The following is a 14,739-nucleotide window of genomic DNA, read 5'->3' on the forward strand; positions in this document are numbered from 1 at the left end:
GCGGCCGGTGGCCGCCACCCCTCGGGGCGGCGGCCACCGGCCGTTGCGGTCCTGCGGTGGCTCAGAGCCTGTGTCAGGCCTTCGGGGCCACCTTGCTCAGGCCGTTGATGACGCGGTCCATCGCGTCGCCGCCCGTGGGGTCCGTCAGGTTGGCGAGCATCTTGAGGGTGAACTTCATCAGCAGCGGGTGGGTGAGGCCGCGCTGGGTCGCGATCTTCATGACCTTGGGGTTGCCGATGAGCTTCACGAAGGCGCGGCCCAGCGTGTAGTACCCGCCGTAGGTGTCCTTCAGGACGCGCGGGTAGCGGTGCAGGGCCATCTCCCGCTGGGCGGGCGTGGTGCGCGCGTGGGCCTGGACGATGACGTCGGCGGCGATCTGGCCGGACTCCATGGCGTACGCGATGCCCTCGCCGTTGAAGGGGTTGACCAGACCGCCCGCGTCGCCGACCAGCAACAGGCCCTTGGTGTAGTGCGGCTGGCGGTTGAAGGCCATGGGCAGGGCCGCGCCGCGGATCGGCGTCGTCATGTTGTCCGGGGTGTAGCCCCACTCCTCCGGCATCGAGGCGCACCAGGCCTTGAGGACCTCGCGCCAGTCCAGCTCCTTGAAGGAGTTCGAGGTGTTGAGGACGCCGAGGCCGACGTTCGAGGTGCCGTCGCCCATACCGAACACCCAGCCGTAGCCGGGCAGCAGGCGGTCCTCGCCCGGGCCGCGCCGGTCCCACAGCTCCAGCCAGGACTCCAGGTAGTCGTCGTCGTGGCGCGGGGAGGTGAAGTACGTGCGGACCGCGACGCCCATGGGACGGTCCTCGCGGCGGTGCAGGCCCATTCCCAGGGACAGCCGCGAGGAGTTGCCGTCGGCGGCGACCACCAGGGGCGCGTGGAAGGTGACGTCCCGCTTCTCCTTGGAGTCGGCGTCGCCGAGCTTGGCGTGGACGCCCGTGATGCGGCCGGTGCGGTCGTCGATGACGGGGGCGCCGACGTTGCAGCGCTCGTACAGCCGGGCGCCCGCCTTCTGTGCCTGCCGGGCCAGCTGCTCGTCGAAGTCGTCGCGCTTGCGGACCAGTCCGTAGTCCGGGTACGAGGCGAGATCCGGCCAGTCGAGCTGGAGGCGGACGCCGCCGCCGATGATGCGGAGGCCCTTGTTGCGGAGCCAGCCCGCCTCTTCGGAGATGTCGATGCCCATGGACACGAGCTGCTTGGTGGCGCGGGGCGTGAGGCCGTCACCGCACACCTTCTCGCGCGGGAAGGCGGTCTTCTCCAGGAGCAGGACGTCGAGTCCGGCCTTGGCCAGGTAGTACGCGGTGGTGGAACCGGCTGGCCCGGCCCCGACGACGATCACATCGGCGGTGTGCTCGGTGAGGGGCTGGGTCTCGGTCACGGCTGGATCTCCCCAAGACTCGAAATGTGGGTGCCTTCGGGCACGGGACATGGGCAGTCTATGCAGCGGCACAGATCACCCGGCTGAAGGGCTGCCCCTGTGAAAAGAGCTCTCCCCGGCGTACGGCTGCGCGTCCCCACCGACGAGGACGCCGTCGCCTGGCACCGGATCTTCGACGACCCCGAGGTCATGGAGTTCCACGGCGGCAGGTCCGCCGAGCTGTCCGTCTACGAGGAGCTCACCGCGCGCCAGCGCCGGCACGACGCCGAGCGCGGCTTCTGCCTGTGGAGCATGCTCGACGAGGAGGGGCGGGTCATCGGCTTCACCGGCGCCCAGCCGTGGCCGCACGCGTGGGGCGGGGCGCGGGACGAGATAGAGATCGGCTGGCGGCTCGCCCGGCCGCACTGGGGCAGGGGTTACGTGACGGCCGCCGCCCGCGAGACGCTGGACCGGCTACGTGGGGCGGGCGTGCCGAGCGTCGTCGCCATGGTCGTCGCCGGCAACGAGCGCTCGATCGCCGTGACCCGCCGCCTCGGCATGGAGCTGGAGCAGACGTTCGCCGTGCCGTCCTCGGACCGGGTCGGGCACCGGTACCGGCTCATCCTGTGACGGTGCGCGGCCGGTCCCCGCGCGTACGGCGCGGTTACGCCGCCTTGAACCCCCGGTGCAGCGCGACCACGCCACCCGTGAGGTTGCGCCAGGCCACCTTCTCCCAGCCCGCCTCCTGCAGCCGTCCGGCGAGGGCGGGCTGGTCGGGCCAGTCGCGGATGGACTCGGCGAGGTAGACGTACGCGTCGGGGTTGGAGGACACCGCCCGCGCGACCGGGGGCAGCGCGCGCATCAGGTACTCGGTGTAGACGGTGCGGAACGGCGTCCACGTCGGGTGCGAGAACTCGCAGATCACGACCCGTCCACCGGGCTTCGTCACCCGGTGCAGCTCGCGCAGCGCGGCGTCGGTGTCCTGCACGTTGCGCAGGCCGAAGGAGATGGTCACCGCGTCGAAGGTGTCGTCCTTGAACGGCAGCCGGGTCGCGTCGCCCGCCGTGAACGGCAGCCAGCTCTGGCGCTGCTTGCCGACCCGGAGCATGCCGAGGGAGAAGTCGCAGGGCACGACGTACGCGCCCGCGCGGGCGAAGGGCAGGGAAGAGGTGCCCGTGCCGGCGGCGAGGTCGAGGACCTTCTGCGCGGGCCGCGCGTCGACCGCCTTCGCCACCTCCTTGCGCCAGCCCCGGGTCCGGCCGAGGGAGAGCACGTCGTTGGTGAGGTCGTACCGTTCCGCCACGTGGTCGAACATCGAGGCGACTTCTTGCGGCTGCTTGTTCAGGGAGGCGCGGGTCACCGGTCCATTGTGGCAGCCCGGCCTCCCCGGCGGCGTCGACGGGTGACCCGTCACGGCAGCAGTCGCGGCCTCCGCCTCGCCGCCACGTCCTCCACCCAGCCGCACAGCAGTACGAAGACCGCGATCAGCACCCAGGCGACGCCGAACAGGAACCACTGGCTGTCCAGGGGGAGGTAGGTCTCGGCGGCGGGTGACTCCCAGAGCCGGTCGATCAGCGGGACGGCCAGGATCAGCGCGATCTCGTGCCACAGGTAGACCGTGACCGCGCGCGCGTTGAGGACCGTCACGACGCGGTCGAGGCGCCGGAAGCGGGCCAGCCCCGCGAAGTCGATGGCGCACCGTTCCTTCGCGTACATCAGCAGCGTCACGAACCCGGCCGAGAAGAAGGCCTGGGCGAGGGGGACGTCGTCCAGGTCGTACGACCCGTACTCCGCCTGGTGCGTGAAGGCGAACCACGCGCCGAACCCCAGCGCCGCGAGCGAGCCGGCGACCACCGGGCCGGGCCGCAGCCGCCGCAGGACCCCGTCCCGGTGGGCGAAGCCGAGCATCCAGCAGAAGACGAAGACCGCCAGATCGGTCAGCGCGGTGCCGAACCGGTCGTCCGGCGGCACCCACACGCAACGGAACGCGACGATCGGTGCGAGGGAGAGCAGCAGCACCGGCACGGGCGCGCGCCGGAACACCCTCAGCAGCAGCGGCGAGAGCAGCACGAACCACAGGTACGTGCGCAGGTACCAGACGACCTCCCAGGCCTGCTCGGCCCACGCGTCGCCCGGCGGATCACCCAGCGGCACCACCCAGTAGACGATCCGCCAGTCGGGCACCCAGCCGTGCAGCAGCATCGCGGCGACCACGAGGACGGCGAAGAACCAGAAGGGGGGCAGCAGCCGGCGCACCCTGCCGCGCAGCACCTGGCCCGCGGGCCGCTCCAGCGACTTGGCCATCAGGGTCCCCGCCAGGGCGAACATGATCCCCATGGAGGGGAGGACCATGCCCGCCCAGGGCCAGCCGAAGGTGTGGTACGCCACGACGCGGACCAGGGCGAGGGCGCGCAGGGCGTCGAAGTAACGGTCGCGCCCGGCGGGCACCCCGCGTACGGAGGTCGCCGCGCGGTGCCGGTGCGCGCCCGTCACCTCGCCCCCGCCGCCGGCGTACCGACCTCACCCGTGCGCTTCAGCTTCTGCCAGCGCAGCCGGCCGCCGGTGAGGGCCGTGACGCAGGAGTGGATCAGGACCAGGTACATCATCTGGCGGTACACCAGTTGCTGGAGCGGCAGCATCAGCAGGTACCGGTACTTCTCCCCGTCCAGTCTGAACGCGTAGGCGGCGCAGACGAGCTGTACGCCGAGCACCGCCAGCCAGGCCAGCAGGGACGCCTGGAAGTCGACGAAGACCATGGCGTACGCCGTGAAGAGGTCGATCAGCGGCGCGAGGAGGGGCGTCAGGACCTGGAAGACCACCACCAGGGGCAGGCCGACCCGGCCGAAGCGCCCCGAGGGACCCTTGTCCGTGACGGACCCGCGGTGCTTCCACAGCGCCTGCATGGTGCCGTACGACCAGCGGTAGCGCTGCGACCACAACTGTCCCAGCGAACCGGGCGCCTCGGTCCAGGCGCGGGCGTGCTCCTGGTAGACGACCCGCCATCCCGCGCGGTGCAGGGCGATGGTGATGTCGGTGTCCTCTGCGAGGGTGTCCTCGCTCATCCCGCCGGCCTGGAGCACCGCGTCCCGGCGGAACGCGCCGATCGCGCCCGGGATGGTGGGCATGCAGCGCAGCAGGTCGTACATGCGGCGGTCGAGGTTGAAGCCCATCACGTACTCGATGTGCTGCCAGGCGCCGATCACGGCCTTGCGGTTGCCGACCTTGGCGTTGCCCGCGACCGCGCCGACCTCGCGGTCCGCGAAGGGCTGCACCAGCTGTCGCACGGTGTCGGGCTCGAAGACCGTGTCGCCGTCCATCATCACGACGATGTCGTGGCTCGCGTGGCGGACGCCGTTGTTGAGGGCGGCGGGTTTGCCCGCGTTCTCCTGGCGGACGACGCGGAGGTTGGGCAGTCCGAGCCCCTCGGCGATCTCCGGGGTGCCGTCCGTCGAGCCGTCGTCCACCAGGACGATCTCGATCGGGTGGGTGCTGCGCGCGAGCGAGCCGAGGGTGCCCGCTATGCACTCCCGCTCGTTGTACGCGGGCACGACCACCGTCACCGGCCGGGTGACGGGTGACCCCCAACTGAACCGGCGTCTGTTGCGCTGCCGGTGGTGGCGGCGGGCCAGGACCAGCATCATCCCGAACCGGGCGATGACGGCGACACCCACGACGACGAGGCCGGCCGAGAGCGTCGGTACGGTCCACTCGGCGACGTCCACGGCGGCGATGAGGGCCTTGCCCTCGTAGAGGGTGGTGCCGGTGGCGGTGCGGTGGGCGGCCTGGAGGGCAGCGCCGGAATCGGAGGCCCCGCCCGGCGGTTGGGGCCCCTGCTCCGCCATGACTCCGCTGACGGTGGTGAAGGTGTAGCCCTCCGCCTGCATCTTCTCGATGTACTCGCCGAGCGCCTCGACGGTCTGCGAGCGGTCGCCGCCCGCGTCGTGCATGAGGACCGACGCGCCCTCGCCGTCCTCGGGAGTGGCCCACTCGACGATTCTGTCGACGCCGGGTCGCTTCCAGTCGTCGCTGTCGGTGTCCACGAAGACGCTGGTGTAGCCCTCCTCGCCGAGTGCCTCGTAGACGGGCCAGCTGTAGTTGTCGATGGCGTCCGTCTCGGAGGAGTACGGCGCGCGGAACAGAGTCGTGGTGATGCCGGCCGCGCCCGCCAGGGCGAGCTGGGTCTGCTCGATCTCGCGGGTGATGCGCGCGTCGCTCTGGTACGACAGGTCCACGTGCGTGAAGGTGTGGATGCCGATCTCGTTGCCCTGGTCGACCAGGTCGTTCACGATCCCGGGGTTGCGCGCGACCATCGAGCCGACCAGGAAGAAGGTCGCCGGGACGTCGTACTCCTCGAGCACCTCCAGCACCTGGGGCGTCCAGGTCGGGTCGGGGCCGTCGTCGAAGGTGAGTGCGATCGTCTTGTCGGGCACCGACGTGGTGACCGCCTCGCCGTCGCGGAAGGACAGGATGGGGCCGCCGTTCAGGACGTCGTCGGGCACGTCACTGGAGCTGGCCCCGGTGCGGACGCGCTCGTCGCCGCCGACCTCGGCGCGCAGGTAGCCGTCGAGGAGCAGCACGCTGGTCAGCGCGAGCAGGAGCAGCAGGGCCAGGACCACCCGGGGCCCCCGCAGCGCCGCCGCCCTGCCGCGGGCCCGTTGCATACGGGAGGGGGCGCGCCGGCTGCGCCGTGGCGGGGTCGTCGTGGTCATGAGGGGCTGCGTTCCGGGGTGACGGGCGCGCCCGACGGCGGAGTGCCGCCGGGCGGCGGCGCGCCGCCGTCGCCGAAGGGAAGGAGCTGTGCCGGGGTGGACGAGATGCCCCAGCCCATGAACGCCAGGCCGAGTACGACGGCGTAGCCGAGGCAGACGGCGCCCACGAGCATGCCGATCCGGCGCAGCACCCTGGCCCTGCGCCCGGAGGTGTCGACGAACACGGGGCCCGCTGCGCGCCCGGCGTTCCCGCCGCGTTTACGGCGCCGGCCGCGCACCGGGGCGACGGCGTGGTTTTCCATGACGGACTCGGAGTGCATTCCGTGGATATTAGAGTTCTTCCATGTGATGGAAACTCGGTATTCCATGTGAGCCGCCCATGAGAATTGCCCCACCCTGTCTCTTTCCTTAGAGACTGCAAGGCCGCAGCTCAGGACGTTGGAGCACATGCAACAGTCGAGTGCGAACGAATACCGAAAATCACGAGAGAGCGGGTGCACACGCCGTGCGGAGATATGCGAAGCCGGCCGCCGGGCTGGTCTGTCTGGTGGCGCTGGCCTGCGCGGGCTGCTCATCCGGCGCGGACGGTGACGGCTCCGCCGCCGGTTCCGCGTCGTCCACGGCGTACGCGCCCTATGTGAGCGCCACGACCGCGTCCGGCCTCGACGCGGCGGGCTCGGCGTCGGCGTACAACCTGGCGTTCGTGATCGCGGACGGCGAGGACTGCACCCCGACGTGGGGCGGGACGGCCGCGGTCGACGACCCGGCGGTGGCGTCCCGCATCTCGGCGCTGACCGACTCGGGGGCGACGGTGCGGGTGTCGTTCGGCGGGGCGTCCGGGACGGAGCTCGCCGAGTCCTGCGACAGCGCCTCCGCGCTGGCCGAGGCGTACGGTCAGGCGCTCGACGCGGCCGGGGCGAGCGCGGCGGACTTCGACGTCGAGGGCGACGCGCTGACGGACTCCGCCTCGGTGGACCTGCGCGCGGAGGCGATAGCCCTGCTCCAGCAGGAACGGAGCGACCTCTCCGTCTCGTTCACCCTGCCCGTCATGCCCTCCGGCCTCGACGCCGACTCCGTGGCCCTGCTGGAGTCCGCGAACGACCGCTCCGTGCGGGTCTCCACGGTCAACGTTATGACCATGAACTACGGCAGCTCGTACGACGGTGACATGGGCGACTACGCGGAGACGTCCGCCGAGGCCGCGCACGACCAGCTCATGGAGGTCTTCGGGCTGTCGGACGAGGCGGCGTGGCAGGGCCTGGCCCTCACCTCGATGATCGGCGAGAACGACGTCGACAACGAGACGTTCACCCTGGACGACGCGGCCCAGGTGCGGGAGTTCGCCGAGGAGAAGGGCGTCGCCTGGGTGTCGATGTGGGCGTCCTTCCGCGACCGCGCCTGCGACGCCGGCTCCGCTTCCGGCTCCGACACGGACGACGCGTCCACCGACTGCAGCGGGGTGGACCAGGAGGACGGGGCGTTCGCGGAGGCGTTCTCGGGGTGACCCTCGAGGCCGCCCGGCACCTCATCGCCTCCGGTGCACCAGCCGCCCCGCGCACACCGTGGCGAGACAGGCGCCGTCCCCGGCGAGGACGGCGAGGTCGGCGCGCCCGCCCGGGACGATGACCGCGGGCCGTACCCGCGCCAGGACCACCACGTCGTTCCGGTCGGCGGCCGCCCGCAGTTCGGGGGTGTCCGCGTGCTCCGCCAGCACGGCGACCGCGCCCGACTTGAGCACCGCGTGCACGCGTTCGCGCGGTGTCGGCGCGTCCGGGAGCGGTCCCTCGTGGACCCGCCCGGGTCCGAGGGTGCCCGGCCAGCGCCGTACGCGGGCGCCCGGGAACCGCTCCAGCAGCTCGGCCGGCGTGCCCACGGCGGCCACCCGGCCGCCCTCCACGAGGACGGCGCCCTCCTCGACGGGCTCGGAATCGTCCCAGCCGTACCGCAGCTCGTCGGCGGCGTGGATCGTCAGCACCTCGGCCCCGTCCGCGCCTAGTTGGTGCCGATGAGCTTCAGCTCGGGGTGGGCCGTGCCGCCCTCGATGGCCGTGGACGAGATGTGGGACTGGACGCGGTCGTCGACGGGGTCGTTCGCCGGATCGTCGTGGACGACGATGTGCTCGTACGTCGTCGTGCGCTGGGCCGGGACGCGGCCCGCCCGGCGGATCAGGTCGATGATCTCCAGCCGGTTGGAGCGGTGCTTGGCGCCGGCGGAGGACACCACGTTCTCCTCCAGCATGATCGAGCCGAGGTCGTCCGCGCCGTAGTGCAGGGAGAGCTGGCCGACCTCCTTGCCGGTGGTCAGCCAGGAGCCCTGGATGTGCGCCACGTCGTCCAGGAAGATCCGGGCGATGGCGATCATGCGCAGGTACTCGAAGAGCGTGGCCTGCGTACGGCCCTTGAGGTGGTTGTTCTCGGGCTGGTACGTGTACGGGATGAAGGCGCGGAAGCCGCCCGTCCGGTCCTGTACGTCGCGGATCATGCGCAGGTGCTCGATGCGCTCGGCGTTGGTCTCGCCGGTGCCCATGAGCATGGTGGAGGTGGACTCCACGCCCAGGTTGTGCGCGGTCTCCATGATCTCCAGCCAGCGCTCGCCGCTCTCCTTCAGCGGGGCGATGGCCTTGCGCGGCCGCGCGGGCAGCAGCTCGGCGCCGGCGCCCGCGAAGGAGTCGAGGCCGGCCGCGTGGATGCGCTGGATGGCCTCCTCCACGCTCACCTTGGAGATGCGGGCCATGTGCTCGACCTCGGAGGCGCCGAGGGAGTGGATGACCAGCTGCGGGAAGGCCTGCTTGATGGCGGAGAAGTGCTGCTCGTAGTACTCCACGCCGAAGTCCGGGTGGTGCCCGCCCTGGAACATGATCTGCGTGCCGCCGAGCTCGACGGTCTCCGCGCAGCGGCGCAGGATGTCCTCCAGGTCCCGCGTCCAGCCCTTCTTGGTGTCCTTGGGCGCGGCGTAGAAGGCGCAGAACTTGCACGCCGTCACACAGACGTTCGTGTAGTTGATGTTCCGCTCGATGATGTACGTCGCGATGTGCTCGGTGCCCGCGTACTTCCGCTTCCGGATGGCGTCGGCGGCGGCGCCCAGCGCGTGCAGCGGGGCGTCGCGGTACAGGTCGAGCGCCTCCTCGGGGGTGATCCGCCCACCGGCAGCGGCACGGTCGAGAATTGACTGGAGGTCGGCCTTCTCGGTCACCGGGGGTCCCTTTCAGGTGGGTGTGGGCGGTCCGGACCAGCCTACGCCCACCCCTCGCAGCGCCCCGCCCCGCCCGTGGACGACCACGCCCCGCCGCGCGTCAGGCCGCACGCGCTCCGAGCAGCAGCGCCACGTACGCCCCGGCGATCAGGGACGGTCCGATCGGATACGCGGTGCGCCGCCCGATCCGCCGCGCCAGGGCGAGCACCAGCCCGTACAGCCCCGCGAACAGGATCCCCGCGAAGGTCCCCAGCATCAGGACGCCCCAGCCGTACCAGCCGAGCACGGCCCCCAGCCCCAGCCCCAGCTTCACGTCGCCGAAGCCGAAACCGTCCGGCCGGATGAGAAACAGCACAAAGTAGAACCCCCCGAGCGCCAGCGCCCCGAGCACCGCGGTGTGCCACTCCCCCGCGTGCCCCGGCACGAACGCCACGGCCCCGAGCAGCACGACCGCCGCCCCGGCCAGCGGCAGCGTCAGCACGTCCGGCAACCGGTGCACCCGGAGGTCGACCAGGGCCAGCAGGACGGCGACCGGCGCGAGCACCAGCCACACGGCCAGCTCGGGCCGGGGGCCGGTGGCGACGGCCAGGGCCGCGCACAGGAGGGCGGTCACCAGGGCCACGACGGGCGTGCCCGGCCCGTACCGCGTCCCGTCCGCGCACCGCGCCGTCCCGAGCCAGCCGCCCGCCGGGCCGGTGAGCGGGTGGCCGTCGGGACAGGCGTCCCGCCACGGCTCCTCGGGCTCGACCGCCAGCCGGTGCGCGGGTCGGGGGACGAGCACACCGGCGGCCGCGCCCCAGAGGGCGGCGGCCCCGGCGAGCCAGAGCGTCACCGCTCCACGACGAAGGAACCCATGCCGCGCGTGGTGATGATGAGCCCCTCCTCCCGGAGGGCTGCGGTGGCTTTACGGACGGTCTCGCGAGCCACCCCGAATTCCGACTCGAGCTTCACCTCTGAGATCAGTCCCCGCACGGGGTATTCACCGCTGGCGATGCGCTGCCGCACTACTTCGGCGATCTGCTGCCACTTGGGTCTTGTGGGGTCGAATTCGAACACAGGTGAACTGTACGTACGGCTCTGCAGCCAGTCATAGAGACTTACTTCCCCCAGTCTCCCCCCATATGGGTAGACAGGCTCGGAAACAAGGCTCTACGGTTGTCACGACAGACCCCGGCGACGGTGGCTGCCGTCCCGGGGCTCGGCCAACGCTTACACAAGGAGCGTCGACATGGCGGACCTTATCGTCCAACTCCTCACCTGGGTGCTCAACCTCTGCATCCCGCACCCACCGGGACGACACCGCGCCGGAGATCTGATCGCCCCGCGGTTCGTCGTCCCACCTCCGCCGCCCCGTTTCACGGAACGGCTCGACGGAAGCGCGTCCGCCGTCGTGCGCCCCTACGTGCTCTCACCCGAGGAACGCCGCGCCCTCGACTTCGCCTGCGCGGGCGCCGTCCGATGACGACGGCCCAGGACGGCCCCCGCCGCCCGATCCGCATGTGCGCCCGCTGCGGGTGCACCACCGACAGACCGGTCCTGGTGCACGAGGTGCACGCCGCCACCGGTCCGGGATTCAACGTGTACGCCTGCCCGGACTGCGCCCCCGGCTATCCGCCGCGCAGGGATCCGTCGATCGATTGATCTCCATTCCGCATTCCGCGCGCCGCTTCGCGAACGTGCACGTGAACGGCGCGCGGAATACGGAAGGAATTCAACAAGCCGCGGTCACGGCTGCAGCAGTTCCACCCGCACGTCCGCCGGGAAGCCCGAGGTCGGGCCCACGCGGCGCGCGAACTCGCCCACCGCCTCCAGCTGCGGCTGCCCGAAACGGAAGTCGAGGGTGGTGAAGTACTGCTCCAGGATCTTCTCGTCGAAGGCCTCCCAGCGGGCCGCCTGCTCCGCGACCTTGTCGACCTCCACCAGGGACAGGTCACGCGAGGCCAGGAACGCCTCGTGCACCTTCCGGGTGACGGCCGGCTCCCGCTCGGCGTACTCCCGGCGGGCCGCCCAGACGGCGAAGACGAACGGCAGGCCCGTCCACTCCTTCCACAGGGCACCGAGGTCGTGCACCTCCAGGCCGTACTTCGGGCCGTCGATGAGGTTGGCCCGCAGCGCCGCGTCGCCGATCAGGACGGCGGCTTCGGCCTCCTGCATCATCAGCGCGAGGTCCGGCGGGCACGTGTAGTACGACGGCTCGACGCCGATGTGCTCCGCGAGCAGCAGCTGCGCGAGCCGTACGGAGGTGCGCGAGGTCGAGCCGAGGGCGACGCGGGAGCCGTCGAGCTGGTCCAGGGGCACCTTGGAGACGATCACGCAGGACATCACCGGGCCGTCGCAGCCGACCGCGATGTCGGGGAAGGCGACCAGCTCGTCCGCGTGCCGGAGGAACTCCAGAAGGGTGATCGGCCCGATGTCGAGGTCACCCCGCACCAGCTTCTCGCTGAGCTTCTCCGGGGTGTCCTTCGTCAGCTCGAAGTCGAGGAGCGTTCCGGTGCGTGCGAGTCCCCAGTACAGGGGCATGCAGTTGAGGAACTGAATGTGGCCGACGCGCGGCCTGGTGCGAGAATTGTCCATATAGCGAGGCTAGACCCCATGAGGTACGGTGCCCCCTTCGGGTGGTCCGGGTGACGCGAACCGGTGATCGGACAGCGTGGCACCACCCTCGTTCCCGCCGCGGCGACTACGGCACGCATCGCGACGAAGAAGGACATTCGGTCAACTCGGTCTGGGTGACGTTCAAACGTCCGGGTGAAGTGATCTTGACCTCTATTGCTTTCGGCTGCCCCCGTGCTAGGCTCGCCGCAAGTTGCAGTTTGGTTTCCCTTGCAGTACAGAGCCTGCGGAGCATGTGACCGCGGGCTCTCGTAGTTTTCAGACGCCGCACGTTTTTACACTTGCTGGTTCTGGAGCAGGGCGACCCTTTGGGCCCAAGGAGGGCTTATGGCTACCGGAACCGTGAAGTGGTTCAACGCCGAAAAGGGCTTTGGTTTCATCGCCCAGGAAGGCGGCGGCCCCGACGTCTTCGTCCACTACTCCGCGATCAACGCGAGCGGTTTCCGCTCCCTCGAAGAGAACCAGCAGGTGACCTTCGACGTGACGCAGGGCCCGAAGGGTCCGCAGGCGGAGAACGTCACTCCCGTCTGAGCCTTCGCGATCAGCAGCCTCGTGCTGTGAGCCCCGTGCTCTGATCCGGAACCGACAGCAGTACCCAAGGAGCCCCACGCCCACCGGCGACGGGGCTCCTGCCTTTTCGGGCGCTTTCACCGTCGGCCGACCAGCGCCTCCAGCACCCGACGTGTCCGTGTGCCCTGTGTGAGATCCGGTTCGAGGCCCTGGGCCCGCAGGAGGGCCGTCAGGGACGCCTGGACGACCTCGGCGCCCTCGGGTGCCACACGTTCGGAGATCTCGAACCAGGTGAGCGGCTCGCTCCCCCGTACCGTCCAGCGCTCCAGCCGTACCTCGTGGTGGTCCAGCCGTACGCCCGTCCAGCGGGCGGCGTGCACCGGGCCGAGGACGGTCAGGTCACCCGCGTCCACGCGCACGTCGGCGCAGTCGGCGAGGAAGGCGCGCTGCCGGCCGGAGAACAGGGCGGCCGGCTCGCTGGCGCCGGAGGTGACCGCCTCCACCGCCGTACGGCCGCAGTCGGAGGCGAAGGAGGCGGCGAACAGCCGGCTCTCACCGGACCAGTCGCCGCACAGGCGCAACGAGTCCGGGCCGTCCGTGCGGAAGTCCAGCCACCGTTCGGTGAGGCGGGAGGTGCGGCACGGGCTCAGCACCGCCGTGACGTCCCCTCCCCCGCCTCGCCCGCCCCCCGCCCGCAGCCGCAGTGTCACCCCCGCGTCCAGCAGCGGCAGTGGTCCGGGCGTGGTCCGGGAGCGGGCGAGGGTCCCTGGGGTGTACGGGGAGCGCGCGAGCGCCTCGCAGAAGTGGACGTGGCGCCGGGCACCCCCGTGGTCCGGCGCCAGCGCCCTGATCGCGGCGGCCGCGTCCGTGCCGGAGAACGTCACCCGGATCTCGACCGAGTCGAGCCGGGAGTGCGTTCCCGTCGGTGCGAACATCGGCCGTCCCCCTCGTCCACCGCGATCGGCTTCCCCCGTGGACCACCAGTGAAGGCCCCCCGGGGCGGGGCACGCTTCGGGGAACTCCCTACACCTGGCCGTGCGCCCCGCCCGGACCGCCGAACTCCGGGCTCCGGCACGCTTCTTGCCCGGTCCGGCGAGCGGCATGATGGAGGACGGGCGGTGCGGCGCCAGGGGGTGACACATGCGGCGACAGTCTCCCGGACCGGACGACGCGGCCCGCGGGGCCGACACCGGCACCGCCCCCGGCCGCCTCGTCCTCGGCCGCTGCGCCCCCGCGGAACTCGTGGGCCGTGAGCGCGAGCGCCGCCTGATGGACGACCTGCTGGTCGCGGGCGGGGCCGGCGGGGCCGCGCTGCTGCTGTGGGGGGAGCCCGGCATCGGCAAGACGGCGCTGCTGGACTACGCGGCGGAGCAGGCGGTCGCGCGCGGAGGGCGGACGGTGCTCCGGGTCCGGGGGATCGAGACCGAGACCGTGCTGCCGTTCGCCACGCTCGGCGACCTCCTGACGCCGTATTCGTCCCTTTTCAGGGAACTCCCGGGGGCACAGCGGGCCGCCCTGGAGTCCTGCCTCGCCCTCGGCGGCGACACCGCCGACGCGCCCGGCAACCCGTACGCGGCCTGCATGGGCGCCCTGAACGTGCTCGCGGTCCTCGGCGACGAGCGGCCCGTGGTCGTCCTCGTCGACGACCTGCACTGGGTGGACCCGTCCTCCCAGCGGGTGCTGCTGTTCGTCGCGCGCCGGCTGTCCAGCGAGCGGGTCGCCCTCGCCCTGTGCTCCCGCGAGGACCACGGCGAGTCGGGCGCGCGCCGCACCGTACCGGCGGTGCAGGTGGGCGGGCTGGCCCCGGACGGCTGCGCGGCCCTGCTGCGCGCCGTGGGCCGGGAGATCGGTCCGGCCGTGCTCGCCGAGCTCTGCCGGATCAGCGGCGGCAACCCCCTCGCCCTGCGCGAACTGGCCGCCGGGCTGACCGAGGAGCAGGCGCGCGGCGAGCACCCGCTGCTCGACCCACCGTCCCTCGGCCGCCACCTGGAGCGCGCCTGGGCGGCCCGTATCGACGGCCTCCCCGAGACGGCCCGCCGGGCCCTGGTCGTCCTGGCGGCCAGCCGCTCCAAGGACACCGGCCCACTGCGCAAGGCCCTGGAGACGGCCGGTCTCTCCCTGCACGCCCTGTCGGCCGCCGAGGAGGACGGCCTGATCACGGCCGTGCCCGAGGGCCTCGACTTCCGTCACCCGGTGCTGCGTCCCCTGGTCCTCGGGCGGGCGCCGCTCGCCCACCGCCTCGCCGCGTACCAGGCGCTCGCGGCGGTCAGCACGGGCCCGCTGCACGCCTGGTACCGGGCGTCGGCGAGCGCGGGCCCCGACGAGGAGGCGGCGGCGGGCCTCGCCGAGGCGGCCCGG

The 14,739-nt window shown here is 71.8% G+C and carries 17 protein-coding genes; 6 read left to right on the forward strand and 11 right to left on the reverse strand.

Annotation, left to right across the window (positions count from 1 at the left end):
• Positions 1 to 73 precede the first annotated feature (73 nt).
• Entirely contained in the window at positions 74 to 1,429 is a 1,356-nt protein-coding gene (locus UW392_RS21405; RefSeq protein WP_414496526.1) for a geranylgeranyl reductase family protein, read from the reverse strand.
• 48 nt (positions 1,430 to 1,477) lie between these two features.
• On the opposite strand from UW392_RS21405, the gene UW392_RS21410 reads away from it, so the two are divergent.
• On the forward strand, positions 1,478 to 1,987 hold the full coding sequence (locus UW392_RS21410) for a GNAT family N-acetyltransferase (protein WP_320776669.1): 510 nt from the start codon (positions 1,478 to 1,480) through the stop codon (positions 1,985 to 1,987).
• A gap of 34 nt (positions 1,988 to 2,021) precedes the next feature.
• Here UW392_RS21410 and UW392_RS21415 read toward each other — a convergent pair whose 3' ends face one another.
• From UW392_RS21415 to UW392_RS21430, 4 genes are read right to left on the reverse strand one after another with little or no spacing between them, the layout of a single operon-like run.
• Positions 2,022 to 2,717: a demethylmenaquinone methyltransferase gene (locus UW392_RS21415; RefSeq protein WP_320776670.1), complete on the reverse strand. Its 696-nt coding sequence runs from the start codon at positions 2,715 to 2,717 to the stop codon at positions 2,022 to 2,024.
• A gap of 50 nt (positions 2,718 to 2,767) precedes the next feature.
• Entirely contained in the window at positions 2,768 to 3,850 is a 1,083-nt protein-coding gene (locus UW392_RS21420) for an acyltransferase (RefSeq protein WP_320776671.1), read from the reverse strand.
• Positions 3,847 to 6,066, reverse strand: a complete 2,220-nt coding sequence (locus UW392_RS21425) for a bifunctional polysaccharide deacetylase/glycosyltransferase family 2 protein (protein WP_320776672.1) — start codon at positions 6,064 to 6,066, stop codon at positions 3,847 to 3,849. Before UW392_RS21425 ends, UW392_RS21420 begins: the two co-directional genes overlap by 4 nt.
• Entirely contained in the window at positions 6,063 to 6,386 is a 324-nt protein-coding gene (locus UW392_RS21430) for a hypothetical protein (RefSeq protein ID WP_320776673.1), read from the reverse strand. The genes UW392_RS21425 and UW392_RS21430 overlap by 4 nt, the downstream gene beginning before the upstream one ends.
• A gap of 185 nt (positions 6,387 to 6,571) precedes the next feature.
• On the opposite strand from UW392_RS21430, the gene UW392_RS21435 reads away from it, so the two are divergent.
• A complete protein-coding gene (locus UW392_RS21435; protein WP_320776674.1) occupies positions 6,572 to 7,570 on the forward strand; it encodes a chitinase in 999 nt (332 codons plus the stop codon).
• Positions 7,571 to 7,591: 21 nt separating this feature from the next.
• Here the strand turns inward: UW392_RS21435 and UW392_RS21440 are convergent, their stop codons facing one another.
• The 4 genes from UW392_RS21440 to UW392_RS21455 form a co-directional block, all read right to left on the reverse strand.
• Positions 7,592 to 8,041, reverse strand: coding sequence for an imidazolonepropionase-like domain-containing protein (locus UW392_RS21440; protein WP_320776675.1), 450 nt, complete (start codon positions 8,039 to 8,041; stop codon positions 7,592 to 7,594).
• A 17-nt stretch (positions 8,042 to 8,058) separates the two neighbouring features.
• Complete coding sequence (mqnC, locus tag UW392_RS21445) at positions 8,059 to 9,258, reverse strand: cyclic dehypoxanthinyl futalosine synthase (RefSeq protein ID WP_320776676.1); 1,200 nt, start codon at positions 9,256 to 9,258, stop codon at positions 8,059 to 8,061.
• Between the two features lie 100 nt (positions 9,259 to 9,358).
• Positions 9,359 to 10,090 carry an A24 family peptidase gene (locus tag UW392_RS21450; protein ID WP_320776677.1) on the reverse strand — a complete coding sequence of 244 codons (732 nt, stop codon included), beginning with the start codon at positions 10,088 to 10,090 and terminating at the stop codon, positions 9,359 to 9,361.
• Entirely contained in the window at positions 10,087 to 10,314 is a 228-nt protein-coding gene (locus tag UW392_RS21455) for a GntR family transcriptional regulator (RefSeq protein ID WP_320776678.1), read from the reverse strand. The genes UW392_RS21450 and UW392_RS21455 overlap by 4 nt, the downstream gene beginning before the upstream one ends.
• A 172-nt stretch (positions 10,315 to 10,486) precedes the next feature.
• Here UW392_RS21455 and UW392_RS21460 point away from each other — a divergent pair, with 172 nt between their 5' ends.
• Both UW392_RS21460 and UW392_RS21465 read left to right on the forward strand, forming a co-directional pair.
• Entirely contained in the window at positions 10,487 to 10,720 is a 234-nt protein-coding gene (locus UW392_RS21460) for a hypothetical protein (RefSeq protein WP_320776679.1), read from the forward strand.
• Positions 10,717 to 10,899 carry a hypothetical protein gene (locus UW392_RS21465; RefSeq protein ID WP_320776680.1) on the forward strand — a complete coding sequence of 61 codons (183 nt, stop codon included), beginning with the start codon at positions 10,717 to 10,719 and terminating at the stop codon, positions 10,897 to 10,899. Before UW392_RS21460 ends, UW392_RS21465 begins: the two co-directional genes overlap by 4 nt.
• Before the next feature lie 84 nt (positions 10,900 to 10,983).
• Here UW392_RS21465 and UW392_RS21470 read toward each other — a convergent pair whose 3' ends face one another.
• The gene (locus UW392_RS21470; RefSeq protein WP_320776681.1) at positions 10,984 to 11,832 is read right to left on the reverse strand and encodes a menaquinone biosynthesis protein; all 849 of its coding nucleotides are present in this window, start codon (positions 11,830 to 11,832) and stop codon (positions 10,984 to 10,986) included.
• A 366-nt stretch (positions 11,833 to 12,198) separates the two neighbouring features.
• Here UW392_RS21470 and UW392_RS21475 point away from each other — a divergent pair, with 366 nt between their 5' ends.
• Positions 12,199 to 12,402, forward strand: coding sequence for a cold-shock protein (locus tag UW392_RS21475; RefSeq protein WP_189860865.1), 204 nt, complete (start codon positions 12,199 to 12,201; stop codon positions 12,400 to 12,402).
• Between the two features lie 116 nt (positions 12,403 to 12,518).
• On the opposite strand, the gene UW392_RS21480 is transcribed toward UW392_RS21475, so the two are convergent.
• Positions 12,519 to 13,316 carry a hypothetical protein gene (locus UW392_RS21480; protein ID WP_320776682.1) on the reverse strand — a complete coding sequence of 266 codons (798 nt, stop codon included), beginning with the start codon at positions 13,314 to 13,316 and terminating at the stop codon, positions 12,519 to 12,521.
• 205 nt (positions 13,317 to 13,521) lie between these two features.
• Between UW392_RS21480 and UW392_RS21485 the strand changes: the two genes are divergently transcribed.
• The coding region (locus UW392_RS21485; protein WP_320776683.1) for an AAA family ATPase at positions 13,522 to 14,739 on the forward strand (1,218 nt) is incomplete at its 3' end.

The sequence above is a fragment of the Streptomyces sp. CRN 30 genome (assembly GCF_034105845.1).